This window comes from Pseudomonas sp. Pse79 (assembly GCF_024519615.1).
In the GTDB taxonomy this organism is placed as follows: Bacteria; Pseudomonadota; Gammaproteobacteria; order Pseudomonadales; family Pseudomonadaceae; genus Aquipseudomonas; species Aquipseudomonas veronii.
Genome location: NZ_JALJRR010000010.1, coordinates 153,821 through 177,583, shown reverse-complemented (window position 1 = coordinate 177,583; position 23,763 = coordinate 153,821). Strand labels below are relative to the sequence as shown.

Below are 23,763 nucleotides of genomic sequence, written 5' to 3'. Positions count from 1 at the left end.
TTTGCAGCCGTTTGGAGACAGCGCTACCTTAGTGCCTCGATTTTTGTTTGGCAAGCCGCCTGATGACCTCCAAGAACGATAAAAATACGCGCACCACGGGTCGCCCGACCCTCAATGAAGTCGCCCGCCTGGCCGGCGTCAGCCCGATTACCGCTTCCCGCGCCTTGCGTGGCATCAGCACCGTGGCCACCGAACTGGTGGAAAAAGTGCAACGGGCCGCCGCCGAGTTGAACTACGTGGTCAACCCCGCCGCCCGCGCCCTGGCCTCGGCCCAGAGCCATTCGGTGGTGGTGCTGGTGCCCTCGCTGTCCAACCTGCTGTTTATCGAAACCCTCGAAGCGATCCACCAGGTGCTGCGGCCCAAGGGCTTTGAAGTGCTGATCGGCAACTCCCACTATTCCCGCGACGAAGAAGAGACTTTGCTGCGCAACTACATGGCCTACCAGCCGCGGGGTTTGCTGCTGACCGGGTTCGATCGGACCGAAAGCGCGCGACGGATGGTCGAGGCCAGCAATGTGCCGTGCGTGTACATGATGGATCTGGACCCCAACGCTGGCGTGAACTGCGTGGGCTTTTCGCAGTTGGCGGCGGGTGAGACGGCGGCGGCGCATTTGCTGTCCCGTGGGCGCAAGCGCCTGGCGTATATCGGCGCGCAACTGGACCAACGCACCTTGCTGCGCGGCGAAGGCTTCCGCCGTGCGTTGCAACAGGCCGGGCTGTACGACCCGGCGCTGGAACTGTTGACGCCACGCCCCTCCTCCGTGGGCCTGGGCGGCGAGTTGTTCTTGCAGTTGCTGGCGGCCCATCCGGATGTGGATGCGATCTTCTTCGGCAACGACGACCTGGCCCAGGGCGCGCTGCTCGAAGCCCTGCGTCACGGCATCAACGTCCCGGGGCGCGTGGCCGTGCTGGGTTTCAACGACCTGCCCGCCTCCTCCTTCATGGTGCCGCGCCTGAGCAGCATCAGCACGCCGCGCGAGGCCATCGGTCGGCGCGCGGCGGAGCATCTGCTGACGGTCATGGCGGGGAACAAGATCGCCAAGCCGGTGGTGGACATGGGGTTTGAGTTGCAGGTGCGGGAGAGCACGTAGGACGCGGCTGACATTGCGATGTTGCCCTGGCAATTCATCAGTTGAGGGAGCTGAGCGTATTGCCAGTGGGCAAAGCCATGGCCCCACACACATTTTTAACCGTGCCCGCTTGAAGGCATCGCCGTAGTGCCCGACCCCTGCTAGATTGAGTGTTCTCCACTGCCAGAGAAGCACCATGGGACACTCACTGAAAATCTTGGGTCGCGCTTCGTCCATCAACGTGCGCAAAGTGCTCTGGACCTGCCAGGAACTGGGCATCGACTATGTGCGCGAAGACTGGGGCATCGGCTTCAAGCCGACCCAATCCGCCGAATTCCTTGCCCTGAACCCCAACGCCCAAGTGCCGGTGCTGATCGACGACCACGGAGTGCTGTGGGAGTCCAACACCATCTGTCGCTATCTGGTGAACCTCTACCAACGCCACGACCTGCTGCCTCTCGAGCCCGCCCCCCGCGCCCGGGTCGAGCAGTGGATGGACTGGCAAGCCACCGAACTCAACCCGTCCTGGGGCTATGCCTTCCAGGCCTTGGTGCGCAACAGCCCCGATCATCAGGACCCGCAGCGCATCAAGGCGGGCGTGCAAGCCTGGCACGACAAGATGGGCCTGCTGGAACAACAGTTGGCAAAGACCGGTGCCTACGTGGCCGGCGACGAATTCACCCTGGCTGACATCCTCATCGGCCTCTCGGTTCACCGCTGGCAGATGACGCCGATGGAGCGCCCGTCCTACCCGGCAGTTGCCGCGTATTACCAGCGCCTTGGCCAGCATGCCGGCTTTAAGACCTTCGCCCTCGACGGCCATGACTGATCACAAAGACGGCAACGTGAAAGGACTCAACGCACAGCTCTCAGGTGCCTGCGACAGAATCGGCAAAACGCTTTTTTCGAAACATCGAAAGACCGTCTGTCAGGAAAGCGCAGGGACCTGTCAGGTCTGACAGTAGCCCCGTTTCTCCTCTTCGCCTATTCATAAGCACACGCAATGTGCAACACATTGCCCCTTGAATATGGAGAAGCAATCATGGGTTCGGTACTGGGTAAAAACGATGCAATCTCTGGGGTAATAGCCGGATGGACGGTTCCCTTTAGCACAGACTTTGTAGCTCATTTGAATGGCGGGTCAGGCTTTAATTCAACAGTCGGGATCATGACCGATTTCGCCCTGCTTAAAATCAGCATTGACCAAAATATCAAGGAAGGCGAGACCTACGAGATTGGTGCAACGGCCAGTGAAGACCACAAGGTAAGGCTTGAATTTGACGACACGAGGTCAGGTGAACAGGGCACCTATTTGGCAACCAGCGGAAAATTCACCGTGTTGTACCTGCAAGGCCGTGTCCTGAAGGCGTCCTTTCACTTCAAGGCCAAAACGGCGGCACTTCACCATGCCCTGGAAATGGACTTCACGAGCGGATCGTTCATCGTCGAGGACTTCAAACACGACTGAACGGCCCTGCCACCGGGAAGGTACTGCACAAGATGGCCTGTCGACGGCAACGTTTGGCCGGCGCCAGAACAATGTTTGCCGCTAGCGCCATGCCAGCCCCCCGTAAAACCGGGGCTGTGCACCCGGCACGCTATTTGCTCCAGCTGACGCATCGAACATTTGCATAGGTGACCGATCATGCTGATTAACAACAACACTCAAGCCTTGTCGACCGTCGAAAAGCTCAAGCGCCCCGACATGGACCCCGCCAACGCCGCCGCCAGCACGCTGTACAGCGGTGCCCTGCAAACGGCGCAGCAAAGTGTGAGCGTACCCGCCGCGCAGACCCAACTGGACAAGGCCGCCGACCGCATCGACGAAGCCTTCGCCAAGACCCGCGTGCAGTTGCAGGCCTCAACGGCCGCCACCCCGGCGACCACGGATGTGCCCGCAGCCGGTTCTACCACGAGTTCCGCGCGCGCAGACTTCACCGATTACATGAGCAAAACCCCGGCCGAACGCATTCGCGAACAGTTGCTCAAGGAGCAGGGGTTGACCGAGGCGGAGGTGCAGACAATGCCGCAGGAAAAACAGGATGCAATCGCCAAGCAAGTGGCTGATCGTCTGAAGCAACAGCAAGAGCAGCAGGTAGCCGTGAAGACGGCAGAGCCACAAGCGCAATCGGTGAAAGAGACCTTGGCCGCGATCTAAGCGACCCGGCCAATGGGGCCATTCGGTCGCGCAGTAACGCCGTGTGCCAGGACGTTGATTTCCCGGCACTGGGTGCCATCACGCTAGTTGGGCATCGACAGCTCAGAGCAGGTGTGTCCTGCTCTGTGCGGTAAGGCGGGAACATCTTGCAGATCGTAGGCTTCTACACGTTCAACTTAGTGACCGAACAGCCCTGTCTCGGATTTCTTGGCTTTCTTGTCAGCGCGTTTTTCATCGGCGGTCTTTGCCGGTTTCTTCTTCGCGGCTTTCTTTGAATCCATACCTTTGGCCATGATGCATGCTCCACTTACAGGGGATGTAACAATGGGTATACCACCTATTGCCGCACATTAGGCGCTTATAATCCCCGGCCCTGGATAACGCCTGCCTGAACACCATGCCCGAATTGCACATCGAACCGCTGGCAGAGCCCCTGTGGCCGCTGCTGAACAAGTTTTATCGCCACCACGATTCGCCGATGAAGGCACTCAAGGGCGGACGTCTGTGGGTGGCGCGGGACCGCGAGATCGTCGCCGGCTTATGCCTGACGCCGGTGGTGGGCGGGCAATGGCTGACCGGGGTGTTTGTCGACCCGGCCTATCGCGGTCAGGGGCTGGCGGCGCGCTTGATTCGTCAAGCGGTGGCCGATGGGGAGGGTACGGTCTGGCTGATGTGTCATCCGGACCTGGAAGGCTGGTATCAACGCATGGGTTTCACCCAGGATACCGTGCTGCCGCAGTCCCTCAGCGAACGGTTGGTGCGCTACAAGCGCAACAAGCCGATGATCGCGATGGGCATGGAACGCGCCTTGTAACCTCCCGTGGGAGCTGAGGTTGGCGTTGCGTTGTGTCAGGAGGCTACTCGTCGGCCGTCGGGTCCATGTCGGGGAACATCACCTCGATGAACCCGAACTTGCTGAAATCGGTAATCCGCGACGGGTACAAGCGGCCGATCAGGTGATCGCACTCGTGCTGCACCACCCGCGCATGGAAGCCATCGGCAATGCGGATGATCGGTTCGCCCTTGGGGTCGAAACCTTCGTAGCGGATCTGCTGGTAACGGTCCACCGCGCCACGCAGACCGGGCACGGACAGGCAGCCTTCAAAGCCCTCTTCCATGATCGGACTGAGCGGCGTGATCAGTGGGTTGATCAAAATCGTCTGCGGTACGGCCGGCGCCTCCGGGTAGCGTTCGCTGCTCTCGAAACCAAAGATCACCAATTGCAGGTCAACACCGATCTGCGGCGCGGCCAGGCCGACACCGCCGACGTGCTCCATGGTCTGGAACATGTCATCGATCAGTTGCCACAGTTCAGGGCTGTCGAACATTTCCGGCGGGACCGGCGGAGCGATACGCAGCAGGCGCTCATCGCCCATTTTCAGGATTTCACGGATCATCAATCAGACTTCATCGGGAGTGGGCTTGGAATGGTCTCGGCCAAGACCGGAGACGTGCTTTTTTTCACCGGCATGGGTGTTTTCATCGAATGTCTTTTCTCCCGGGTCCTTGCCTTCGGCCGACATGTGCTCGATCACGGCATTCATCTCCGCCCCCAGCAACAACACGGCGGCGGAAATATAGAAGTACAGGAGCAGGACAATGATCGCGCCGATGCTGCCATACATGGCGTTGTAGTCGGCGAAGGTTTTGACGTAGTAGCCAAAGCCCAGGGACGCGACGATCCACACCACCACCGCCAGCACCGAGCCTGGGGTGATGAAGCGGAATTTCTGCTGCACGTCAGGCATCACGTAATACATGAGGGCCACGGCGAACATCAGCAGGATCACAATCAGCGGCCAGCGCAGGATGGTCCACAGCGTGACCACGAATTCCTGCATGCCGATCTGCCCTGCCAGCCATTCCATGACCTGCGGGCCGAGCACCATCAGCGCGGCGGCGGCGAGCAACATGCCAGCGATGCCGACGGTGTAGAAAACCGACAGCGGGAAACGCTTCCAGATCGGCCGGCCTTCGATCACGTCGTAGGCGGCGTTCATCGCGCTCATCATCAGGCGCACGCCGGCCGACGCGGTCCACAGGGCAATCACGATACCCACCGAAAGCAGGCCGCCCTTGGACTGCTGCAACTGGTCGATCACCGGGTTGACCTGCTCGAGGGCCTGGGGCGGCAACACCAGTTCCGACTGCAGGCGCAGCCAGGTGAAGAAGTCCGGCAAATGCAGGAAACCGATCAACGCAATGAGAAACAGCAGGAACGGAAACAACGAGAACAGCATCTGGTAGGCCAGTGCCGAGGCGTAGGTGGACATCTCGTCGTTGACGAATTCCTTGACCGTGCGTACCAGCACTTGGTGCAGCTTGAGACCATCGAGTACCGGGAAAATCATAGCGTCTCCTTTCGCCGCAAAAAGTCAGGTTCGTGGGCGACTCAGGGGCCGTTTTCTACATCAAGGTAGCCTATTTGGCGACATTGAAACAATTTCGAAAGATTAACCGCTTCAGGTGACACAAAAACGGCCATCCGTGGATGGCCGTCGGGCTGGGTGAATCCAACCGGCGAATCAGGGTCACTTGATCGCTTTCTTCACCGCATCCTTGATATCACCCACGGCTTTCTGCACTTCGCCTTTCTTTTCCTGGACCACCCCTTCAGCGCGCAGCTTGTCGTTGCCGGTCACTTTGCCGACACCTTGCTTGATGTTGCCGACTGCTTCGTTGGCGACGCCTTTTACCTTATCCGATGTGCTGCTCATGGTATTTCTCCTGGAACAATCGAGGGGTTTTGGTCATTACCTAGAGATTGACCCAAGGCTGTTCGGCAGAGTTTCAATTATTTTTACGCGGGCATTTCATCGCCGGCAGCAGGTTTGGCTTTATGTTTTGCGGCCAACCCACGAGAATGCCCGGCACATTCAGGCTACAACGCTGAATAACAGATCCCGTAGGAAGGTTATGAAACTCAATAAAGCACAGGCCATCGCCCGCAGAAACCAGGAACTGGGCGGTGCCGTACTCGGCGTCAACAACTGCCACTTCACCGACCTGGACCGCAAACGCAACATCTGGTGGTTCGACCTGCCGGTGGCGCGGATCGCGGTGGGCCAGTACGAGTGGATTCACTTGTTGCTGCACAACGCCGAGACTGACCAGTTGCTGCACCTGAAGGTGCCGACGGTGTTCCTGCGTGAAAAGCTCGAAGGCTTGGTGGTGCGCAATGCGGGCAAGCGCAAGCCAGAGATTACCCTGGAGCTGAGCGCGGACAAGGACTCGTTCCTCAAGGATGTACGCCCAGCCGGTGCTGGCGTCAGCTTCGCGCCATTCACCCTGTAGGAACGCGGTCAGAATGTGAGAGGGGGCTTGCTCCCGATAGCGGTGGTTCAGTCACTCGATGCAGTGGCTGACACTCTGCCATCGGGAGCAAGCCCCCTCTCACATTTAGGCCTGGGTTACTTTTTCAGGCCCAGTTTCTTCAGTTCTTCATCACGCAATTCGCGACGCAGGATCTTGCCCACGTTGGTGGTCGGCAAGGCATCGCGGAATTCCACGGCCTTGGGCACCTTGTAGCCGGTGACGTTGGCACGCATATGCTCCATCACCTGGTCCTTGGTCAGGGTGGCGCCCGGCTTGACCACGATGAAGATCTTGATGTGCTCCCCGGACTTCTCGTCCGGCACACCAATGGCCGCGCACTGCAGCACGCCCGGCAGGGTCGCCAGCACGTCTTCGAGTTCGTTGGGGTAGACGTTGAAACCGGAGACCAGAATCATGTCTTTTTTACGGTCGACAATCCGCATGTAGCCGTCCGGCTGGATGATCGCGATGTCACCGGTCTTCAACCAACCTTCGCTGTCGAGGATCTCGGCGGTGGCGTCTTCGCGCTGCCAGTAGCCCTTCATGACTTGCGGGCCTTTGACGCACAACTCGCCGACCTCGCCCAGGCCCAGCTCGACGCCGTCATCGGTGATGACTTTGCACAAGGTCGACGGCACCGGAATGCCGATGGTGCCGATCTGGATCTTCTGGATCGGGTTGACCGTCGCCACCGGGCTGGTCTCGGTCATGCCGTAGCCTTCGCAGATGTCGCAGCCGGTCACGGCCTTCCAGCGCTCAGCTGCGGCCAGTTGCAGGGCCATGCCGCCAGACAGGGTGACTTTCAGCGCAGAGAAGTCCAGCTTGCGGAAGCCTTCGTTGTTGCACAGCGCCACGAACAGCGTGTTCAGGCCGACAAAGCCGCTGAACTTCCACTTCGACAGCTCCTTGACCATCGCCGGCAGATCGCGCGGGTTGCTGATCAGGATGTTGTGGTTGCCGATCAACATCATCGCCATGCAATGAAAGGTGAACGCATAGATGTGGTACAGCGGCAGCGGAGTGATCAGGATCTCGCAGCCTTCATTGAGGTTGGAGCCCATCAGCGCCTTGCACTGCAGCATGTTCGCCACCAGGTTGCGGTGGGTCAGCATCGCGCCCTTGGCCACGCCGGTGGTGCCGCCGGTGTATTGCAGCACCGCCACGTCGCTACTGGCCGGGCTGACATCATTGACCGGTTGGCCGTGCCCCTTGGCCAGCACGTCGTTGAACTTGATCGCCTTGGGCAAGTGATAGGCCGGGACCATTTTCTTCACGTACTTGATGACGCTGTTGATCAGCAGGCGCTTGAGCGGCGGCAGCAGGTCGGCGACTTCGGTGACGATCACGTGTTTGACGGCAGTCTTGGGCACGACTTTTTCAGCCAGGTGCGCCATGTTGGCCAGACAGACCAGGGCCTTGGCCCCGGAGTCGTTGAATTGGTGTTCCATTTCCCGCGCGGTGTACAGCGGGTTGGTGTTGACCACGATCAGGCCGGCACGGATGGCACCGAACACGGCGACCGGGTATTGCAGGACGTTGGGCAGTTGCACGGCGATTCGATCGCCAGGCTTCAAATCGGTATGCTGTTGCAGGTACGCGGCGAAAGCGCCGGACAATTCGTACAACTCACCATAGGTGATTGTCTTGCCCAGGTTGCTGAAAGCCGGTTTGTTGGCGAAGCGCTGGCAGGACTGTTTCAGTACCGCCTGAATATTTGGATACTCGTCTGGATTGATGTCTGCAGCAATCCCGGCGGGGTACTTATCCTTCCAAAAGTCTACGTTCATGGAAGCCCACTCCTCAGCGACGCGAATTCATCATCGCATTTGATGCGATTATTATTGGTGTATGTTTTTTAGGTGAGTCTGGCGCGTTTAAGCAGGCCGAGAGGTCACAAAGCGCGCCGAGAGTAGCAGCTTTGCCAAGGGCCGACTAGAGCCAAAAGAGGGCCCTACAGTCATAAACATGACTCATGAATAACTAATAGTCATTTTTAGAGCAAAAATTCTATACGCTTGAAAATGGCTCTAGAACAGGGCTTAACGGGATAAACACAGACAAATGTGGGAGGGGGCTTGCCCCCGATAGCAGTGAATCAGCCAACACATTTGGTGACTGATCCACTGCCATCGGGGCAAGCCCCCTCCCCCATTGTCGACTGCATTTCACATCAGGCGATGTCGCGCAACTCACGCCGCAGGATCTTGCCCACCGGCGTCATCGGCAACGACTCACGCAACACGATGTGCTTGGGCACCTTGTACCCCGTGAAGTTGGTCTTGCAGTAGTTCTTCAACTCCTCAAGGCTCACGCCTTCGGCACGCGCCACCACAAACAGCTTCACCGCCTCCCCCGTGCGCTCGTCCGGTACGCCGATCACCGCGCAGTTGGCCACCGCCGGGTGAGCCATCACCACGTCTTCGATCTCGTTGGGGTAAACGTTGAAACCCGAGACGATGATCAAATCCTTCTTGCGATCCACGATGCGTACAAACCCATCCTCGTCGATCACGGCAATATCGCCGGTCTTGAGCCACCCCTCGGCGTCCAGCGCCTCGGCGGTGGCGGCCGGCTGCTGCCAGTAGCCCTTCATCACCTGCGGGCCCTTGATGCACAGCTCGCCGCGTTCGCCCAGGGGCTGCTCGGCGCCTTCATCATCGATCACCTTCATCGCCGTCCCCGGCACCGGGATGCCTACGGTGCCCAGGCGTGACTGACTGCCATACGGATTGGTGCTGGCCACCGGCGACGTTTCCGTCAGGCCATACCCTTCGCCGATCGCACAACCGGTGAGTTGCTCCCAACGTTCGGCGGTGGCCTTGATCAGTGCCGTGCCACCGGAGTTGGTGAGTTTAAGGCTGGAGAAGTCCAGGCTCTTGAAGTCGGGATGGTCCATCAACGCCACAAACAACGTGTTGAGCCCGAGCAAGCCGGTGAAGCGCCAGTTTTTCAGCTCCTTGATAAAGCCCGCGATGTCACGCGGGTTGGTGATCAACACGTTGTGGTTGCCGGAAACCATCATGCACATGCAGTTCGCGGTGAACGCATAGATGTGGTACAGCGGCAGCGGCGCGATCATCACCTCCTGGCCTTCCTTGATCAGCGGGTGGCCATCCTCGCCGGTCTGCGACATGCAGGCGCGCACCTGCTGCATGTTCGCCACCAGGTTGCCATGGGTGAGCATTGCGCCCTTGGCCAGGCCGGTGGTGCCGCCGGTGTATTGCAGCACCGCGACGTCATCGAGGCTCACCGGGTGGCGCGTCACGCCCTGCCCTGCGCCCATGCGCAAGGCGCGCTTGAACGACACCGCGCGCGGCAAGTGATAGGCCGGGACCATTTTCTTCACTTTGTCGACGAGGGTGTTGACCAGCCAGCCCTTGGCCGCTGGCATGAAGTCGCCCATCCTGGCTTCGATCAGGTAGTCGATCTCGGTGTCGGTGCAGACGTCCTGCACCCGCGAACCAAACAGGTTGAGGTAGATCAGGCCGCGCACGCCGGCGTCCTTGAACTGATGACGCATCTCGCGCGGGGTGTACAGCGGGTTGGTGTTGACCACGATCAGCCCGGCGCGCAGCGCACCGAACACCGCCACCGGGTAATGCAGCACGTTGGGCATCTGCACCGCGATGCGATCGCCCGGCTTGAGGTCGGTGTGCTGCTGCAGGTAGCCGGCGAACGCCGCACTCTGGCGCTCAAGCTCGGCGTAGGTCAGGGTGACGCCCATGTTGCTGAACGCCGGGCGGTCGGCAAAGGCCTTGCAGGAACGCTCGAAGACTTCGATCACCGACTTGTAGGCGGTCAGATCGATCTCGTTGGGAACGCCCGCCGCGCGTTTGTCATTCCAGAAATCAGGTTGCATTATTCTTGTCCTCTTACCTGAATGTGCCTGGCCGCTTTTCTGCTGCTATAAAAAGCGGAGCTTCGGGGACGTTAGCAGCTATGGCCAAACAGGCAAATACGGGCAATAGCGTCATTGATAGCGTGAATCTTCCTACAAGGGTCTGTACTGATCAGCCGCTTGGCCGAGGATGGGCTATACACTGCAATGACCCCGAGCAAAGGAAGCGCCATGAACCACACCACCTTCTGGCTGACCGCGAATGACCACAGCCGCCTGTACGTCAATCAATGGCTGCCGGACACGCCGCCGAAGGCGTTGATCATGGTGTCCCACGGCATGGCCGAGCATGGCGGTCGCTATGCGCGCCTGGCCGAAGCGTTATGTGGGGCGGGCTACGGGGTGGTTGCCCTGGACCAGCGCGGCCATGGTCGCACCGCCGACGAGGGCACCCTGGGCCTGTTCGCCGAGCGGGACGGCTGGAACAAGGTGGTGGGCGACCTGGCCAGCCTCAACCAGCACATCGGCCAGCAGTTGCCGGGAGTGCCGATCATTTTGCTGGGCCACAGCATGGGCAGCTATATCGCCCAGGCTTACCTGCTGCACCACAGCGCCAGCCTGCATGGGGCGATTCTCAGCGGTTCGAATTTCCAGCCGGTGGCGCTGTACCGCGCCGCGCGGCTGATCGCCCGTGCCGAACGCCTGCGCCAGGGCTTGCGCGGCCGCAGTGCGCTGATCGAGTTCCTGTCGTTCGGCTCGTTCAACAAAGCGTTCAAGCCCAACCGCACGGCTTTCGACTGGCTCAGCCGTGACCCGGACGAAGTCGACCGCTACCGCCACGACCCGCTTTGCGGGTTCCGCTGCACCAACCAACTGTGGATCGACCTGCTGGGCGGCTTGCAGCAAATCAGCAAAGCGTCCAATCTCGCGCAGATCGATCCGGGCTTGCCGATCCTGGTGATCGGCGGCGAATGTGATCCGGTGAGTGAAGGCAAGCGTCTGAAAAGACTGGCCCATGCCCTGCGTGAGGCCGGCTGCCAGAACCTGCAACTGAATATCTACCCGCAGGCGCGTCACGAACTGTTCAACGAAACCAACCGCGACGAAGTCACCGCGGATGTGCTGACGTGGCTCGACCAGGCCCTGACCTCGCGCAGGCCGACTCGCTGCGAATAATTTTTCGTTTAAAATCAGCCAATTAAATTATCGATTAGCCACAGGATGCACCTTTAGATGACCCAGGTAACCAACACCCCATACGAAGCCCTCGAAGTCGGCCAGACCGCCAGCTACAGCAAGACCGTCGAAGAGCGTGACATCCAACTGTTCGCCGCGATGTCCGGCGACCACAACCCGGTACACCTGGATGCGGAATTTGCCAAGGCGACCATGTTCAAGGAGCGAATCGCCCACGGCATGTTCAGCGGCGCCCTGATCAGCGCGGCGGTTGCCTGTGAGCTGCCTGGGCCGGGCACGATCTATATCGGCCAACAGATGAGCTTCCAGAAACCGGTGAAAATCGGCGATACCCTGACCGTGCGTCTGGAAATCCTCGAAAAGCTGCCAAAGTTCCGCGTGCGTATTGCCACCCGCGTGTTCAATCAGCGCGATGAGCTGGTGGTGGATGGCGAAGCGGAAATCCTCGCGCCACGCAAGCAACAGGTCGTGACATTGACCGAACTGCCAGCCATCACCATCGGCTGATCAATTCCCATAAAAAATCCCCGCATCGGCGGGGATTTTTTATTCAGCGGCGACTCACGACTGGGCGCGAGCCTGGTTACGCAAGGCTTTCACCTGATCGTGGTTGCGTTGTACGCCGTGGTACTGGCGCTCAACCAAGTCACGAATGCCCACCAGGTTGTGCTGGGTGATCTTCTCGATCGCTGCTTTGTAAGCCTTGAGGGCGTGGTCTTCACCGCGCTCGGCTTCGTTCAACACAGCCTCTTCGTCTTTGCCGGTGACCATCGACTTCACATCGACCCAGCCACGGTGCAGGGCGCCGGCAACGCTGCCGGACTGTTCCGGGTCGCCACCCAGGGCACGCACGGCGGTTTTCAGCTCGGCGGCGGCAGTGGCGCAGTCTGCGGAGCGCTTGGCAAACAGCGCCTTGAGTTCGGGATGCTTGATGTCGTCAGCGCACTCTTTGAAACCTTTTTGACCGTCGATGCTGGTTTCGATCAGGTCGTTCAATACGGAGATGGACTCTTTATTGATATCAGTCATTTTTCAATTCCTTATGTGGGTTGAGAAAGGTTGCATTAATGATTGCAGCGCCCGTGCCAGGTTTTAAAAAACAACTTTTTCTTTAGATTTCAATAAGTTAAAAATAATTGAACGATCTGTACATGCGTTATTTGCATGATCTGTCATTTGGCCTTCATGCAGAATGCCTGTATTTTCCAAGACCTCGATGCAAACGCCTGAGCCGTCATGAACCCCGAAAAACTCGAACTGCTGATCACCCGCGAAATGCCCTTCGGCAAGTACAAGGGACGGATCATCGCCGACCTGCCCGGCCCCTACCTGAACTGGTTCGCCCGCGAAGGTTTCCCCCACGGCGAGCTGGGCGGGTTGCTGGCCTTGATGCAGGAAATCGACCACAACGGCCTGTCCGAACTGCTGGAGCCACTGCGCGCCAAACACGGCAAACCCGCGCCTCGTCACTAGGAACCCGCACCATGCCATGCAATGCAGCCAACGAAGCGCACTGGCGGGCCATCGCCGACCGCTATGCACTGGAGCCAGGCCCGATCAACCTGGAAAACGGCTACTTCGGGCGCATGAGCCGTGCGGTGCAAGCGCAGTACCTCGAGCACGTCGCGTTTATCAACCGCAGTAACGCGGTGCATGTGCGCCAGCGTTTCGAGCAGGGCGAAAACGTCGAGATCCGCCGCCAACTGGCCGAACTGATCGACGCCGACCCCGAATCGGTCGCCTTCACCCGCAACGCCACCGAAGCCTTGCAGTCGCTGATCCGCAACTACAACCGCCTGCAACCGGGCGACCAAGTGCTGATCAGCGACTTGGAATACGACACGGTCAAGGCCGCCATGCGCTGGTTGGCCGGCTACCGAGGGGTGGAAGTGATCGAAATTTCCCACGCCCACCCGTCCAGTTTCGATAGCTTGCTGCAGAGCTATCGCGATGCCTTCGTCCAATACCCTCGCCTGAAACTGATGGCGTTGACCTACGTGACCCACCGCACCGGCCTGGTCATGCCGGTCGAAGCCATTGCCAGAGCGGCTCGCGAACACGCTGTCGACGTGATCCTCGACGGCGCCCACGCCCTTGGCCAGATCGAGTTCAACCTCGCTGAAGTGGGTATCGCGTTCGCCGGCTTCAACCTGCACAAATGGATTGGCGCACCGCTGACCCTGGGTTTTCTGTATATAGCCACCGAGCGCCTGGCCGACATCGACCCGGACATGGGTGAGTTCCATTACCCCATCACCGACGTGCGCGCCCGCACGCCCTACAGCACGCCGAACTTCCCGGCGCTGATGACCTTGCCGCTGGTGTTCGAAGAACACCGCGCATTGGGGGGCGCCGCGGCCAAAGGCGCACGGATGAATTACCTGCGGGATCTGTGGGTACGCCAGGTGCGGCCATTACCGGGGATTGAAGTGCTGACCTCTGATGACCCGCGACTGTATTGCGGGATCACGGCGTTCAAGTTCATCGGGCGGGATCAGCCGGTGATGGCGGACCGCCTGCTCAGGGACTACAACCTGTTTACCACTACCCGCAGTGGAGCGGCGTTCGGCACCTGTATCCGGGTGACACCGGGGTTGGCGACATCAACCGCAGACATCCATGCACTGATCAACGCCATCACCGCACTCAGCGCGGACTGAAAAATGTGGGAGGGGGCTTGCTCCCTCCCACATTTGAAGATGTGTGGGTCTCAAGGTTTTGCGCAGGCAAAAAAAAGCGGTCCGCCGACCAAGCGCACCGCAAAAATGCCGTTAAGCACAGCAACAACGATTCGATGAATCAGCTCAGTCCAGCAGCGCCAGTGCCTCGGCGGTGACTTCCTGGATACGCGCCCAGTCGCCGTTCTTGACCCATTCCGGGTCGAGCATCCAGCTACCGCCCACGCACATCACGTTTTTCAACGCCATGTAGCTCTTGATATTGGCCGGGCCGACGCCGCCGGTCGGGCAGAATTTCACTTCGCCAAACGGGCCGCCCAGGGCTTTGATGGCTGCGACGCCGCCGCTGACTTCGGCCGGGAACAGTTTGAAGCGGCGATACCCCAGGCTATAGCCTTCCATGATTCCGGAGGCATTGCTGATGCCCGGCAGCAGTGGGATAGGGCTGTGGACCGAAGCTTCAAGCAGGTCGCGGGTAATGCCAGGGGTGACGATAAATTGCGAGCCGGCAACCTCCGCGGCTTCGAGCATATGCCGATCGAGCACGGTACCGGCGCCGGTACACAACTCCGGGCGTTGCTCGCGCAGGACCTGAATGGCCTTGAGGCCGAACTCGGAACGCAGGGTCACTTCCAATGCGGTCAAACCACCGGCTGCCAGGGCGTCGGCCAGTGGCAGGATGTCTTGTTCACGGGCGATGGTGATCACCGGCAGGATCCGCGCCTTGGCGCAGAGGCTGTCGATCAGGGCAACTTTATCCGCCATGGACACGGTCGATTGAGGGCTTTTCATAGCGGCTGATCCTTGGCTCATGGGCACCAGTAAATCTCTAATGTAGGTTGCAAAAATGCGCGAATCGGCATGGCAGCAACGTCGTTGCTGGCGAGCGCGGCGCTCAACGTGGTCAATTTCGAACTGCCGGAAATCGACAGTACGGTGTAGTTCGCCGTAGCCAGCAGCGCGCGACTCATGGTCAGGCGCTGGCGTGGCACGGTCGGCGCGAGCATCGGCCAGCAACGGCGGGTACCGTCGGCCTGCAGGGCTTCGCTCAGGTTCGGACTGTTGGGGAACAACGACGCGGTGTGGCCGTCGTCGCCCATGCCCAGTACCAGCACATCAATGGCTGGCAGTTCGGCCAGCAGGCGATCGGCCTGCTCGGCGGCGTCTTCAAGATTGGCGGCGGCGCTGTACAGGCTGAGGAACTTGGCCTTGGCTGCCGGGCCTTGCAACAGGTACTTCTTCAACAGGCCGGCATTGCTGTCGGCGTGCTCCACCGGCACCCAGCGCTCATCGGCCAGGCTGACGGTGACCTTGGACCAGTCCAGACCCTGCTTGGCCAGGTTCTGGAAAAACGCCACGGGGCTGCGGCCGCCGGACACCACCAGGGTCGCTTCGCCACGGGCACTGATGGCCGCGCGCAGTTGTTCGGCCACGTCGTTGGCCAGGCCATCGGCCAGCAACGCCGGCGAACGGTACTCATGGGCAGTGACGCCCTGAGGCAGTTTCAATTCAGATATCGCCATACCACGACCTCCCATCCCGCGTGATCAGTGCAATCGAGCTCATCGGCCCCCAGGAACCCGCCGCATACGGCTTGGGCGCATCACCGGATTTTTTCCACCCGGCGATCAACTGGTCACACCACTTCCACGCGGCTTCGATTTCATCTTTGCGAACAAACAGATTCTGATTGCCGCGCATTACTTCCAGCAACAACCGCTCGTAGGCATCGGGAATCCGCGCGCTGCGATAGGTGTCGGAAAAATTCAGTTGCAGCGGACCGCTGCGCAGTTGCATGCCCTTGTCCAGGCCCTGCTCCTTGGTCATCACGCGCAAGGAAATACCTTCGTCCGGTTGCAGGCGGATGATCAGTTTGTTGCTGATCTGCAAGCGCTGCTCGGGGGCGAAGATGTAGTGGGACGGTTCCTTGAAGTGGATGACGATCTGCGACAGCTTTTGCGGCATGCGCTTGCCGGTGCGCAGGTAGAACGGCACCCCGGCCCAGCGCCAGTTGCGGATATCGGCGCGCAGGGCAACGAAGGTTTCGGTATCGCTCTGGGTGTTGGAATTCTCTTCTTCCAGGTAACCCGGCACCGGCTTGCCGGCGCTGTAGCCGGCAATGTACTGGCCGCGTACCACCTGGGTGGTCAGGCCGTCCGGGCTGATCGGCGCCAGGGCCTTGAGCACCTTGACCTTCTCGTCACGGATGCTGTCGGCGGACAGGTCGGCCGGCGGGTCCATGGCAATCAGGCACAGCAGCTGCAGCAGGTGATTCTGGATCATGTCCCGCAGCTGCCCGGCCTTGTCGAAGTAACCCCAGCGGCCTTCGATGCCGACCTGCTCGGCCACGGTGATTTCCACGTGGGAAATGTAGTTCTGGTTCCACTGGGTCTCGAACAGGCTGTTGGCGAAACGCAGGGCGATCAGGTTCTGAACGGTTTCTTTGCCCAGGTAATGGTCGATGCGGTATGTGCGGTTTTCCGGGAAAAACTGTGCGACAGCGTCGTTGACCTTGCGCGAAGATTCCAGGTCCGAGCCGATGGGTTTTTCCAGCACCACGCGGGTATTGTCCGCCAGGCCGACCTTGGACAGGTTTTCGCAGATCGCCCCGTACACCGCCGCAGGCGTGGCGAAGTAGGCGATCAGGCGCTGCCCGGTGCCGGCTTTTTCAGCCAGGACCACGTAGTCATCGGCGTTCATGAAATCGACGTGAACATACGTCAGGCGCGCCAGGAAACGCTGGGCGATGGCTTCGTCCAGTTCCTTGCCGACGTATTTGCGCAGTTCTGTTTCAATATGCGCCAGGTGCTGTTGCTCGGAACCGGCTTCGCGGGCCAGGGCCAGGATGCGCGTGTCGTCGTGCAAGAGCCCGGCACCATCGAGTTGATAGAGGGCAGGAAATAACTTGCGCAGCGCCAGATCACCCAACGCGCCAAACAGGGCAAAGGTGCAGGGTTCTACCGTTATCGAAGGCATGATGTTTGTTCTTTTATCAAGTTAAGCTACAAATACCTTTTTTCAAGGCATCACTCAAGGAAAAATGTAGTAATAACCACAACATTTTCCCGAAATACGCATTCCGAGTGGTGGTGTTCAGCTACCCTAAGTAGGATAGGCCACCGCAAAGGGCCACTCGTCGATTGGTGACCACCCTTTATTTGCATCGTCGCCCCAAGGAAACACTGTATGGACCGCGTGCGAAATCTTCTGGAACAGATCCGGAACCGCCTCGAAGAATTGAACAAGGCCGAGAAAAAAGTCGCCGAGGTCATCCTGCTCAACCCACAGCAGGCGACCCGCTTCTCGATCGCAGCCCTCGCCCAAGCCGCCTCGGTCAGTGAACCGACGGTCAACCGTTTCTGCCGTTCGTTCGGCGTCAGCGGTTACCCTGAACTCAAATTGCAACTGGCGCAAAGCCTGGCCAGTGGCGCGGCGTATGTCAGCCGTGCGGTGGAGGCCGATGATGACCCCGAGGCCTACACCCAAAAGATCTTCGGCAGCGCCATTGCCTCTCTGGACAGCGCCTGCCAGGCCCTCGACCCGAACCTGATCAGCAAGGCCGTGGACCTGTTGATCCAGGCGCGCCAGATCCACTTCTTCGGCCTCGGCGCGTCCGCCCCGGTGGCCATGGATGCGTTGCACAAGTTTTTCCGCTTCAACCTGTCGGTGACCGCCCATGCCGACGTGCTGATGCAACGCATGATTGCTTCGGTGGCGCACACCGGTGAGCTGTTCGTGATCATCTCCTACACCGGGCGTACCCGCGAGCTGGTGGAAGTGGCGCGTATTGCCCGGGAAAACGGCGCATCGGTGCTGGGTGTGACCGCCGAGAACTCGCCGCTGGCCAAGGTCAGCACCGTGAGTCTGAACATTCCGCTGCCGGAAGACACCGACATCTATATGCCGATGACCTCGCGGATCATCCAACTGACGGTGCTGGATGTACTGGCAACCGGCATGACCTTGCGCCGTGGCGTGGACTTCCAGCCGCACCTGCGCAAGATCAAAGAGAGCTTGAATGACAGCCGGTATCCGGTTGGCGATGAGTTCAACTGAGGCAGACAATGCCTCCAGCAGTCCCGACCTCTTCGCGAGCCAGCCCGCTCCCACATTTTGACGAGTCCTACTTTGGAATACGGTTCAAATGTGGGAGCGAGCTTGCTCGCGAAGACGGTATCAGCAACAGCGCTAAACCCCAGCCCTGGCCTGCAAACTCAGATGCGCCCGCTCCCCCGGCGCCAGGCTGGCCCCGGCCATCGCCGACTCCACGCATACAAACCCCGACGCCTCATTAAAACTGACGCCCAACAGCGGCCGGCTGCCCGGGTGCCACACCACGGTGTCGGCGCTGTCGCCGGTGTCGATGCACAATTCGCGCTGCCAGGCGTGGTCCTTGAGGTGTAGCTCGCCCTCATGCTGGAACACGCGCTGACACCCGCCTTCCACGCGCAACTCGCCTTCCTGCTGGCAAGCCTGGCGATTGAGCTGGTCATAACCTAGCGCCCCGTCGAGCCCAGACAGCGCTATCTCACCGACATTGCCAATCCGCCAGTAAGCGTGCAACGCATGGCTCAGTTGGCACGGCAGCTCATCCTGATGCTCGGTACACAAGCGCAACTCCAGGGTTTCGCCCAGGTGCGCGTGCAAGTCCACCTGCCAGTCGCACAACTGCAACTGCCAGTGCAGGCGCACGCCGTCGTCGTCGGTGTTGCTGTCGAGCAGTTTCCAATCGATCAGCCGCGCCCAGCCATGGGACGGCCACGCATTTTCGCTGGGATGCCGGCCATACCACGGCCAGCACACCGGCACGCCGCCGCGAATGGCACCGACTTGTGGCCACTTGGCTGCACACCACAACCAGGGTTTCTGCCCACGGGGCTGAAAATGCAGCAATTGCGCGCCCTGGCGGCTGAATACCGCCTGGCACAACGGATGGTCGATCACCAACACATCGCGCGTCTGGAAGCGCTCCCAGGCGAACACCGGACGCTCGCGCAGGGATTTGAAAAAGCGTTGCAGCGGATGCTCATGCATGTGCCACGGTCCTGAATATCTTCACAGTGCAATCCAAAAAAAAGCGGATAGCCATGGCTACCCGCAAATGCGCACAGAGAGAAGGAGCTTATCGCAACAGCGTTAGAACACCGACTGAATTTTCAGACCGGCCACCAGCGCGTTGTCGACTTTATCCACGCCGCCCGGGTGGACGACGTATTGCAGGTTGGGACGCACGGTCAGCCAGTTGGTGACGTGGAAACCGTAGTTGATTTCGTAGTTGTACTCGGTGCTGCGCAGCGGTGCGTACAGTGGGTTGTCGTAGTCGCTCACGCCATTGGCAACGTTGAGCAGCTCGGCGTTTTTCTTCACGTCATCGTTAACGTGCAGACGAGCGGCACCAATCCCCACATCGTCTTTTGGACGTGCGTCGAAAGGCCCTTTGTACACCAACATGATCGACTGGTAGTTATCGACGGTGTTGGTGTCCTTGTCGTGGAACGTGGCGTTGGCCGCGATGTTCAGACCACGGGACGCGTCGCCGTTATGGGTAGTGAGTTGTTGCTGTGCAACGAACCAATAGCCTTTTTTGCTGCTGTGGGTACGGTAGGCCGCGCCGGTGGTGGCAGCATCGTTGCCGTTGACGTCTTCACGGACGTCGCTGGCGTCGGCGGCGCTCTTGTAGTAACCCACACGGTATTCGCCCGGCAGGTTATTGACCTTCGGCGACCAGACCAATTCCACCGGGATCACGGTGCCCTTGGTGCCACTGCCGCTGAGTTTGAAGCCGTTGCCGTGCTCCAACTGCGACGGGTTCTGGTTGTACGCACCGATCTGCGCATACAGCTCAGGCGTGATGTGGTACTTCACGCGGATCGCGGCCTGGGCGACCGGCCAGTTGTACCAGGTGCTGACGTAGTTACCGACCTGAGAGCCGCAGAACGACAGGTTCTGGAAGTCGCACGGGAAGGTGTTGAAGTCTTCGCCTTCACCGAAGTAACCGAGCTTCACGTCCAGCTTGTTGTCGAACATCTGGTGCTGAATCCAGAACTGGGTCAGACGCACCATGTGGCCACGGCCGTACACTTCTTGAGACGAACTCAAGGTGCCGGCACGCGGATCACCGATACGGTCGTTGGAGATGTTCTGGCCGTTACGGTTGGTCAGCTGGATCTTGGCCTGGGTGTTATCCCAGCCCCACAACTTTTGCAGATCCAATGCCACGCCCAGACCGAACTGGTCAGCGTAACGCGCCGTTTTGTCGTTGTTGTAGCCGCCGCTCAGGTTGCCACCGACTTCGCCGACGTAGTCAGCCTTGATATCGATACCTTGCTCGATCAGCTTGGTCCGCTCGCCGCCCCAATCGCCGGTCATCCATTTGGAATCGGCGCTGAACGCGTCGTCCGCCATCGCATTGGCGGACAGGACCAGGGCTGCCACTGCTGACAATTGGCAGATCAGCCGGGTGTTGTTGTGTTGCTTTTTCATCCCTACATCCTCGTCTTTATTGTTATTAAACTGTTTTTATCTAACGCGGGTTACATTTTTTTAATAAAAACAACAACTTACCTAATTCAGCGACCCTTGAACTGGGCCACGTTGTCGGCACGATCCTGTGCCGGCAGCGACGCAGCGGTGCCCAGGCGCTCGCCGGTCTTGGCGTCGAACAGCAACACTTTGGCCGGATCGAATTGCAGGGTCAGGGTCTCGCCCACCTGCGGCGCCACATCGGGTGCCAGGCGGCAGCAGACCTTGGTGTCATTGAGCTGCACGAACACCAGGGTGTCCGGGCCGGTCGGCTCGGTGACCTGGACTTCGGCACGAATACTCGACGCACCGTTGCCCTCCCCCGTCGCCAGCACGATTTGCTCCGGGCGCAGGCCGAGGATCACGTCACGGTCTTCCAGGCCGGCGTTGCTCATGCTCAGCGGCAGCTCGCAACGCGCCTGGCCGCTGTCGAGCAGCGCTACCAGGCCGCCGTCCTTGCGCTGCAGGCGCAGGGGAATGAAGTTCATCGGCGGCGAACCGATAAAGCTCGCCACGAACAGGTTGGCCGGATCGTTGTAGATCTCTTTCGGCGTGCCGAACTGCTGGATGATGCCGTCCTTCATCACCGCCACTTTGTCGCCCAGGGTCATCGCTTCGATCTGGTCGTGGGTGACGTAGACGGTGGTGGTTTTCAGACGCTGGTGCATCAGCTTCATTTCGGTACGCATCTCGACGCGCAGCTTGGCGTCGAGGTTGGACAGCGGTTCGTCGAACAGGTAGATCTTCGGCCGACGCGCCAGGGCCCGGCCCATGGCCACGCGCTGTTGCTGGCCGCCGGAGAGTTGGCCCGGCTTGCGGTTGAGCAGGTGTTCGATCTGCAGCAGCTTGGCCACCCGCGCCACTTCGGCGTCGATATCGGCCTGGGGCATCTTGCGAATCTTCAGGCCGAACTCGATGTTTTCACGCACGCTCATGGTCGGGTACAGCGCGTAGGACTGGAACACCATGGCGATGTCGCGATCCTTGGGGCTCATGCCGCTGACGTCCTGGTCGCCGATCATGATCGCGCCGCCGGTGATGGTCTCAAGGCCCGCGATGCAGTTCATCAGCGTGGACTTGCCGCACCCCGACGGGCCGACCAGGATCAGGAACTCGCCTTCCTTGATCGACAGTTCGATGTTCTTCAAGGTGTCGGGCAGGCCGGCGCCATAGGTCTTGTTTACATTGCGAAGTTCAAGCGTAGCCATGATTACCCCTTGACCGCGCCGGCCGTGAGGCCGCGCACGAAATACTTGCCTGCGATCACATAGACCAGCAGGGTCGGCAGCCCGGCGATCATCGCCGCCGCCATATCCACGTTATATTCCTTGGCCCCGGTGCTGGTGTTGACCAGGTTGTTCAGCGCCACCGTGATGGGCTGCGAGTCGCCGCTGGAGAACACCACGCCGAACAGGAAGTCGTTCCAGATCTGAGTGAACTGCCAGATCAGGCAGACCATGATGATCGGGGTCGACATCGGCAGGATGATCAGACGGAAGATGGTGAAGAAACCTGCACCGTCCAGGCGCGCCGCCTTGATCAACGCATCCGGAATGCTTACGTAGTAGTTACGGAAAAACAGCGTAGTGAACGCCAGGCCGTAGACCACATGGATAAACACCAGGCCGGTGGTGGTGCTGGCCAGGCCCATCTTGCCGAGGGTGAACGACGCGGGCAGCAGCACGGTCTGGAACGGCAGGAAGCAGCCGAACAGCAACAGGCCGAAGAACAGTTGCGAACCACGGAAGCGCCAGAACGACAGCACATAGCCGTTCAACGCACCGATGGCGGTGGAAATCAGCACGGCCGGCACAGTGATCTTGATCGAGTTCCAGAAGTAGCCATCCACCGTGGCCCAGGCCTTGACCCAGCCGATGCCGGTGACCACGGTCGGCCAGCTCAACAGGTTGCCGGTGCTGATGTCTTCCGGGGTCTTGAAGCTGGTGAGCAACATCACCACCAGCGGCACCAGGTACAGCAGCACCGCTAAGATCAGCACCGCGTAGATCGCGATGCGGCTCAGGCTGATGGCAGGTTTTGCGGCAAGACTAGTCATTACGCTTGGTCCTCAGCTCGGAGTACAGGTACGGCACGATGATCGCGAGGATCGCACCGAGCATCAGGATTGCACTGGCCGAACCCATGCCCATCTGGCCGCGACTGAAGGTGAACGAGTACATGAACATCGCCGGCAGGTCGGACGAGTAGCCCGGTCCGCCTGCGGTCATCGCCGCCACCAGGTCGAAGCTCTTGATCGCGATGTGCGCCAGGATCATCACCGCACTGAAGAACACCGGACGCAGGCTCGGCAGCACCACGCTCCAGTAGATGCGCGGCAGGCTTGCGCCGTCGATCTGCGCGGCACGGATGATCGATTGATCGACGCCACGCAGGCCGGCCAGGAACATCGCCATGATGAAACCGGAGGCTTGCCACACGGCAGCGATCACCAGGCAGTAGACCACGCGGTCCGGGTCGATCAGCCAGTCGAGACGGAAGCCTTCCCAGCCCCAGTCCCGCAGAAGTTTGTCCAGGCCCATGCCCGGGTTGAGCAGCCATTTCCAGGCCGTACCGGTGACGATCATCGAGAGCGCCATCGGGTACAGGTAAATGGTGCGGATAAAGCCTTCACGACGGATTTTCTGGTCGAGGAAAATCGCCAGCGTCACACCGATCACCAGGGTGATACCGATGAACATCCCGCCGAACAGCGCCAGGTTCTTGCTCGCGACCCACCAGCGATCGTTGTCGAACAACCGCTCGTACTGCGCAAGGCCCGCCCATTTGTAGCTCGGCAGGAACGTCGACGTGGTGAACGACAGCACAAACGTCCACAGGATGTAACCGTAGAAGCCCACCAACACGATGAACATGCTTGGCGCCAGCACCAGTTTGGGTAGCCAGCGCTGCAGGGCATCGAACGGCGAGGCTTTGCTGAACACAGCAACAGAACTCATGGGAAAATCCAATACAGAGGAAAAGGAC

At 59.9% G+C, this 23,763-nt stretch carries 25 protein-coding genes; 11 read left to right on the top strand and 14 right to left on the bottom strand.

Translation table 11 applies throughout. From position 1 onward, the window contains the following. Nucleotides 1–59 precede the first annotated feature (59 nt). The 5 genes from NR164_RS15255 (at nt 60) to NR164_RS15235 (ending at nt 4,042) form a co-directional block, all read left to right on the top strand. Nucleotides 60–1,091, top strand: coding sequence for a LacI family DNA-binding transcriptional regulator (locus NR164_RS15255; protein ID WP_162231529.1), 1,032 nt, complete (start codon nt 60–62; stop codon nt 1,089–1,091). A 175-nt stretch (nt 1,092–1,266) separates the two neighbouring features. Continuing rightward, nucleotides 1,267–1,899, top strand: a complete 633-nt coding sequence (locus NR164_RS15250; RefSeq protein ID WP_017847205.1) for a glutathione S-transferase family protein — start codon at nt 1,267–1,269, stop codon at nt 1,897–1,899. Nucleotides 1,900–2,112: 213 nt separating this feature from the next. Continuing rightward, nucleotides 2,113–2,538 carry a hypothetical protein gene (locus tag NR164_RS15245; RefSeq protein WP_046489885.1) on the top strand — a complete coding sequence of 142 codons (426 nt, stop codon included), beginning with the start codon at nt 2,113–2,115 and terminating at the stop codon, nt 2,536–2,538. A gap of 177 nt (nt 2,539–2,715) precedes the next feature. Then, nucleotides 2,716–3,228, top strand: a complete 513-nt coding sequence (locus NR164_RS15240) for a hypothetical protein (protein WP_046382293.1) — start codon at nt 2,716–2,718, stop codon at nt 3,226–3,228. A gap of 397 nt (nt 3,229–3,625) precedes the next feature. Further along, nucleotides 3,626–4,042: a GNAT family N-acetyltransferase gene (locus NR164_RS15235; protein WP_046382292.1), complete on the top strand. Its 417-nt coding sequence runs from the start codon at nt 3,626–3,628 to the stop codon at nt 4,040–4,042. Nucleotides 4,043–4,085: 43 nt separating this feature from the next. On the opposite strand, the gene def is transcribed toward NR164_RS15235, so the two are convergent. The 3 genes from def to NR164_RS15220 form a co-directional block, all read right to left on the bottom strand. Continuing rightward, a complete protein-coding gene (gene def, locus NR164_RS15230) occupies nt 4,086–4,625 on the bottom strand; it encodes a peptide deformylase (protein WP_026140057.1) in 540 nt (179 codons plus the stop codon). A gap of 3 nt (nt 4,626–4,628) precedes the next feature. Next, nucleotides 4,629–5,579 carry a YihY/virulence factor BrkB family protein gene (locus tag NR164_RS15225; RefSeq protein ID WP_046382291.1) on the bottom strand — a complete coding sequence of 317 codons (951 nt, stop codon included), beginning with the start codon at nt 5,577–5,579 and terminating at the stop codon, nt 4,629–4,631. A gap of 180 nt (nt 5,580–5,759) precedes the next feature. Beyond that, nucleotides 5,760–5,945, bottom strand: coding sequence for a CsbD family protein (locus tag NR164_RS15220; protein ID WP_046382290.1), 186 nt, complete (start codon nt 5,943–5,945; stop codon nt 5,760–5,762). A gap of 199 nt (nt 5,946–6,144) precedes the next feature. Between NR164_RS15220 and NR164_RS15215 the strand changes: the two genes are divergently transcribed. Next, complete coding sequence (locus NR164_RS15215) at nt 6,145–6,522, top strand: hypothetical protein (protein ID WP_017847198.1); 378 nt, start codon at nt 6,145–6,147, stop codon at nt 6,520–6,522. 116 nt (nt 6,523–6,638) lie between these two features. Here NR164_RS15215 and fadD1 read toward each other — a convergent pair whose 3' ends face one another. Then, nucleotides 6,639–8,330 carry a long-chain-fatty-acid--CoA ligase FadD1 gene (fadD1, locus tag NR164_RS15210; RefSeq protein WP_017847197.1) on the bottom strand — a complete coding sequence of 564 codons (1,692 nt, stop codon included), beginning with the start codon at nt 8,328–8,330 and terminating at the stop codon, nt 6,639–6,641. Between the two features lie 383 nt (nt 8,331–8,713). Continuing rightward, complete coding sequence (gene fadD2 / locus NR164_RS15205) at nt 8,714–10,402, bottom strand: long-chain-fatty-acid--CoA ligase FadD2 (RefSeq protein ID WP_017847196.1); 1,689 nt, start codon at nt 10,400–10,402, stop codon at nt 8,714–8,716. 210 nt (nt 10,403–10,612) lie between these two features. Here fadD2 and NR164_RS15200 point away from each other — a divergent pair, with 210 nt between their 5' ends. Together NR164_RS15200 and NR164_RS15195 are read left to right on the top strand one after the other, a co-directional pair. Next, complete coding sequence (locus NR164_RS15200) at nt 10,613–11,557, top strand: alpha/beta hydrolase (RefSeq protein ID WP_017847195.1); 945 nt, start codon at nt 10,613–10,615, stop codon at nt 11,555–11,557. 57 nt (nt 11,558–11,614) lie between these two features. Next, nucleotides 11,615–12,085: a MaoC family dehydratase gene (locus NR164_RS15195; protein ID WP_017847194.1), complete on the top strand. Its 471-nt coding sequence runs from the start codon at nt 11,615–11,617 to the stop codon at nt 12,083–12,085. Nucleotides 12,086–12,139: 54 nt separating this feature from the next. Here NR164_RS15195 and NR164_RS15190 read toward each other — a convergent pair whose 3' ends face one another. Continuing rightward, nucleotides 12,140–12,607: a PA2169 family four-helix-bundle protein gene (locus NR164_RS15190; protein ID WP_017847193.1), complete on the bottom strand. Its 468-nt coding sequence runs from the start codon at nt 12,605–12,607 to the stop codon at nt 12,140–12,142. Between the two features lie 207 nt (nt 12,608–12,814). On the opposite strand from NR164_RS15190, the gene NR164_RS15185 reads away from it, so the two are divergent. Together NR164_RS15185 and NR164_RS15180 are read left to right on the top strand one after the other, a co-directional pair. Beyond that, entirely contained in the window at nt 12,815–13,051 is a 237-nt protein-coding gene (locus tag NR164_RS15185; protein WP_003213031.1) for a DUF3820 family protein, read from the top strand. A gap of 11 nt (nt 13,052–13,062) precedes the next feature. Continuing rightward, nucleotides 13,063–14,238, top strand: a complete 1,176-nt coding sequence (locus NR164_RS15180; protein WP_256822908.1) for an aminotransferase class V-fold PLP-dependent enzyme — start codon at nt 13,063–13,065, stop codon at nt 14,236–14,238. A gap of 144 nt (nt 14,239–14,382) precedes the next feature. Here the strand turns inward: NR164_RS15180 and NR164_RS15175 are convergent, their stop codons facing one another. The 3 genes from NR164_RS15175 to zwf are packed head-to-tail and all read right to left on the bottom strand — an operon-like array spanning nt 14,383 to nt 17,232. Continuing rightward, the gene (locus NR164_RS15175; protein ID WP_017847191.1) at nt 14,383–15,048 is read right to left on the bottom strand and encodes a bifunctional 4-hydroxy-2-oxoglutarate aldolase/2-dehydro-3-deoxy-phosphogluconate aldolase; all 666 of its coding nucleotides are present in this window, start codon (nt 15,046–15,048) and stop codon (nt 14,383–14,385) included. A gap of 17 nt (nt 15,049–15,065) precedes the next feature. Continuing rightward, entirely contained in the window at nt 15,066–15,779 is a 714-nt protein-coding gene (gene pgl / locus NR164_RS15170) for a 6-phosphogluconolactonase (protein ID WP_126585422.1), read from the bottom strand. Next, on the bottom strand, nt 15,766–17,232 hold the full coding sequence (gene zwf / locus NR164_RS15165) for a glucose-6-phosphate dehydrogenase (protein WP_017847189.1): 1,467 nt from the start codon (nt 17,230–17,232) through the stop codon (nt 15,766–15,768). Before zwf ends, pgl begins: the two co-directional genes overlap by 14 nt. Before the next feature lie 219 nt (nt 17,233–17,451). Here zwf and NR164_RS15160 point away from each other — a divergent pair, with 219 nt between their 5' ends. Continuing rightward, nucleotides 17,452–18,312: a MurR/RpiR family transcriptional regulator gene (locus NR164_RS15160; protein ID WP_169850571.1), complete on the top strand. Its 861-nt coding sequence runs from the start codon at nt 17,452–17,454 to the stop codon at nt 18,310–18,312. A 132-nt stretch (nt 18,313–18,444) separates the two neighbouring features. On the opposite strand, the gene NR164_RS15155 is transcribed toward NR164_RS15160, so the two are convergent. The 5 genes from NR164_RS15155 to NR164_RS15135 all read right to left on the bottom strand — a co-directional run bounded on the left by NR164_RS15155 (nt 18,445) and on the right by NR164_RS15135 (nt 23,735). After that, the gene (locus NR164_RS15155) at nt 18,445–19,290 is read right to left on the bottom strand and encodes a D-hexose-6-phosphate mutarotase (protein ID WP_057004511.1); all 846 of its coding nucleotides are present in this window, start codon (nt 19,288–19,290) and stop codon (nt 18,445–18,447) included. 102 nt (nt 19,291–19,392) lie between these two features. Then, entirely contained in the window at nt 19,393–20,739 is a 1,347-nt protein-coding gene (locus NR164_RS15150; RefSeq protein ID WP_017847186.1) for a carbohydrate porin, read from the bottom strand. Nucleotides 20,740–20,825: 86 nt separating this feature from the next. Next, entirely contained in the window at nt 20,826–21,986 is a 1,161-nt protein-coding gene (locus NR164_RS15145) for an ABC transporter ATP-binding protein (protein ID WP_046382286.1), read from the bottom strand. A 2-nt stretch (nt 21,987–21,988) separates the two neighbouring features. Further along, nucleotides 21,989–22,834 (bottom strand): carbohydrate ABC transporter permease, encoded by an 846-nt coding sequence (locus tag NR164_RS15140; protein WP_046382285.1) that lies wholly within the window; start codon nt 22,832–22,834, stop codon nt 21,989–21,991. After that, nucleotides 22,827–23,735, bottom strand: coding sequence for a carbohydrate ABC transporter permease (locus tag NR164_RS15135; RefSeq protein WP_003175732.1), 909 nt, complete (start codon nt 23,733–23,735; stop codon nt 22,827–22,829). Before NR164_RS15135 ends, NR164_RS15140 begins: the two co-directional genes overlap by 8 nt. Nucleotides 23,736–23,763: the final 28 nt, after the last annotated feature.

What these genes read in the sequence shown, in the direction of transcription:
- NR164_RS15215 (WP_017847198.1), top strand. Translation starts at nt 6,145, where the DNA reads ATGAAACTCAATAAAGCACAGGCCATCGCCCGCAGAAACCAGGAACTG.
- NR164_RS15155 (WP_057004511.1), bottom strand. Translation starts at nt 19,290, where the DNA reads ATGCATGAGCATCCGCTGCAACGCTTTTTCAAATCCCTGCGCGAGCGT.
- NR164_RS15250 (WP_017847205.1), top strand. Translation starts at nt 1,267, where the DNA reads ATGGGACACTCACTGAAAATCTTGGGTCGCGCTTCGTCCATCAACGTG.
- NR164_RS15145 (WP_046382286.1), bottom strand. Translation starts at nt 21,986, where the DNA reads ATGGCTACGCTTGAACTTCGCAATGTAAACAAGACCTATGGCGCCGGC.
- NR164_RS15200 (WP_017847195.1), top strand. Translation starts at nt 10,613, where the DNA reads ATGAACCACACCACCTTCTGGCTGACCGCGAATGACCACAGCCGCCTG.
- NR164_RS15135 (WP_003175732.1), bottom strand. Translation starts at nt 23,735, where the DNA reads ATGAGTTCTGTTGCTGTGTTCAGCAAAGCCTCGCCGTTCGATGCCCTG.
- fadD1 (WP_017847197.1), bottom strand. Translation starts at nt 8,330, where the DNA reads ATGAACGTAGACTTTTGGAAGGATAAGTACCCCGCCGGGATTGCTGCA.
- NR164_RS15150 (WP_017847186.1), bottom strand. Translation starts at nt 20,739, where the DNA reads ATGAAAAAGCAACACAACAACACCCGGCTGATCTGCCAATTGTCAGCA.
- NR164_RS15185 (WP_003213031.1), top strand. Translation starts at nt 12,815, where the DNA reads ATGAACCCCGAAAAACTCGAACTGCTGATCACCCGCGAAATGCCCTTC.
- NR164_RS15225 (WP_046382291.1), bottom strand. Translation starts at nt 5,579, where the DNA reads ATGATTTTCCCGGTACTCGATGGTCTCAAGCTGCACCAAGTGCTGGTA.
- fadD2 (WP_017847196.1), bottom strand. Translation starts at nt 10,402, where the DNA reads ATGCAACCTGATTTCTGGAATGACAAACGCGCGGCGGGCGTTCCCAAC.
- zwf (WP_017847189.1), bottom strand. Translation starts at nt 17,232, where the DNA reads ATGCCTTCGATAACGGTAGAACCCTGCACCTTTGCCCTGTTTGGCGCG.
- pgl (WP_126585422.1), bottom strand. Translation starts at nt 15,779, where the DNA reads ATGGCGATATCTGAATTGAAACTGCCTCAGGGCGTCACTGCCCATGAG.
- NR164_RS15190 (WP_017847193.1), bottom strand. Translation starts at nt 12,607, where the DNA reads ATGACTGATATCAATAAAGAGTCCATCTCCGTATTGAACGACCTGATC.
- NR164_RS15140 (WP_046382285.1), bottom strand. Translation starts at nt 22,834, where the DNA reads ATGACTAGTCTTGCCGCAAAACCTGCCATCAGCCTGAGCCGCATCGCG.
- def (WP_026140057.1), bottom strand. Translation starts at nt 4,625, where the DNA reads ATGATCCGTGAAATCCTGAAAATGGGCGATGAGCGCCTGCTGCGTATC.
- NR164_RS15180 (WP_256822908.1), top strand. Translation starts at nt 13,063, where the DNA reads ATGCCATGCAATGCAGCCAACGAAGCGCACTGGCGGGCCATCGCCGAC.
- NR164_RS15220 (WP_046382290.1), bottom strand. Translation starts at nt 5,945, where the DNA reads ATGAGCAGCACATCGGATAAGGTAAAAGGCGTCGCCAACGAAGCAGTC.
- NR164_RS15245 (WP_046489885.1), top strand. Translation starts at nt 2,113, where the DNA reads ATGGGTTCGGTACTGGGTAAAAACGATGCAATCTCTGGGGTAATAGCC.
- NR164_RS15235 (WP_046382292.1), top strand. Translation starts at nt 3,626, where the DNA reads ATGCCCGAATTGCACATCGAACCGCTGGCAGAGCCCCTGTGGCCGCTG.
- NR164_RS15240 (WP_046382293.1), top strand. Translation starts at nt 2,716, where the DNA reads ATGCTGATTAACAACAACACTCAAGCCTTGTCGACCGTCGAAAAGCTC.
- NR164_RS15195 (WP_017847194.1), top strand. Translation starts at nt 11,615, where the DNA reads ATGACCCAGGTAACCAACACCCCATACGAAGCCCTCGAAGTCGGCCAG.
- NR164_RS15175 (WP_017847191.1), bottom strand. Translation starts at nt 15,048, where the DNA reads ATGAAAAGCCCTCAATCGACCGTGTCCATGGCGGATAAAGTTGCCCTG.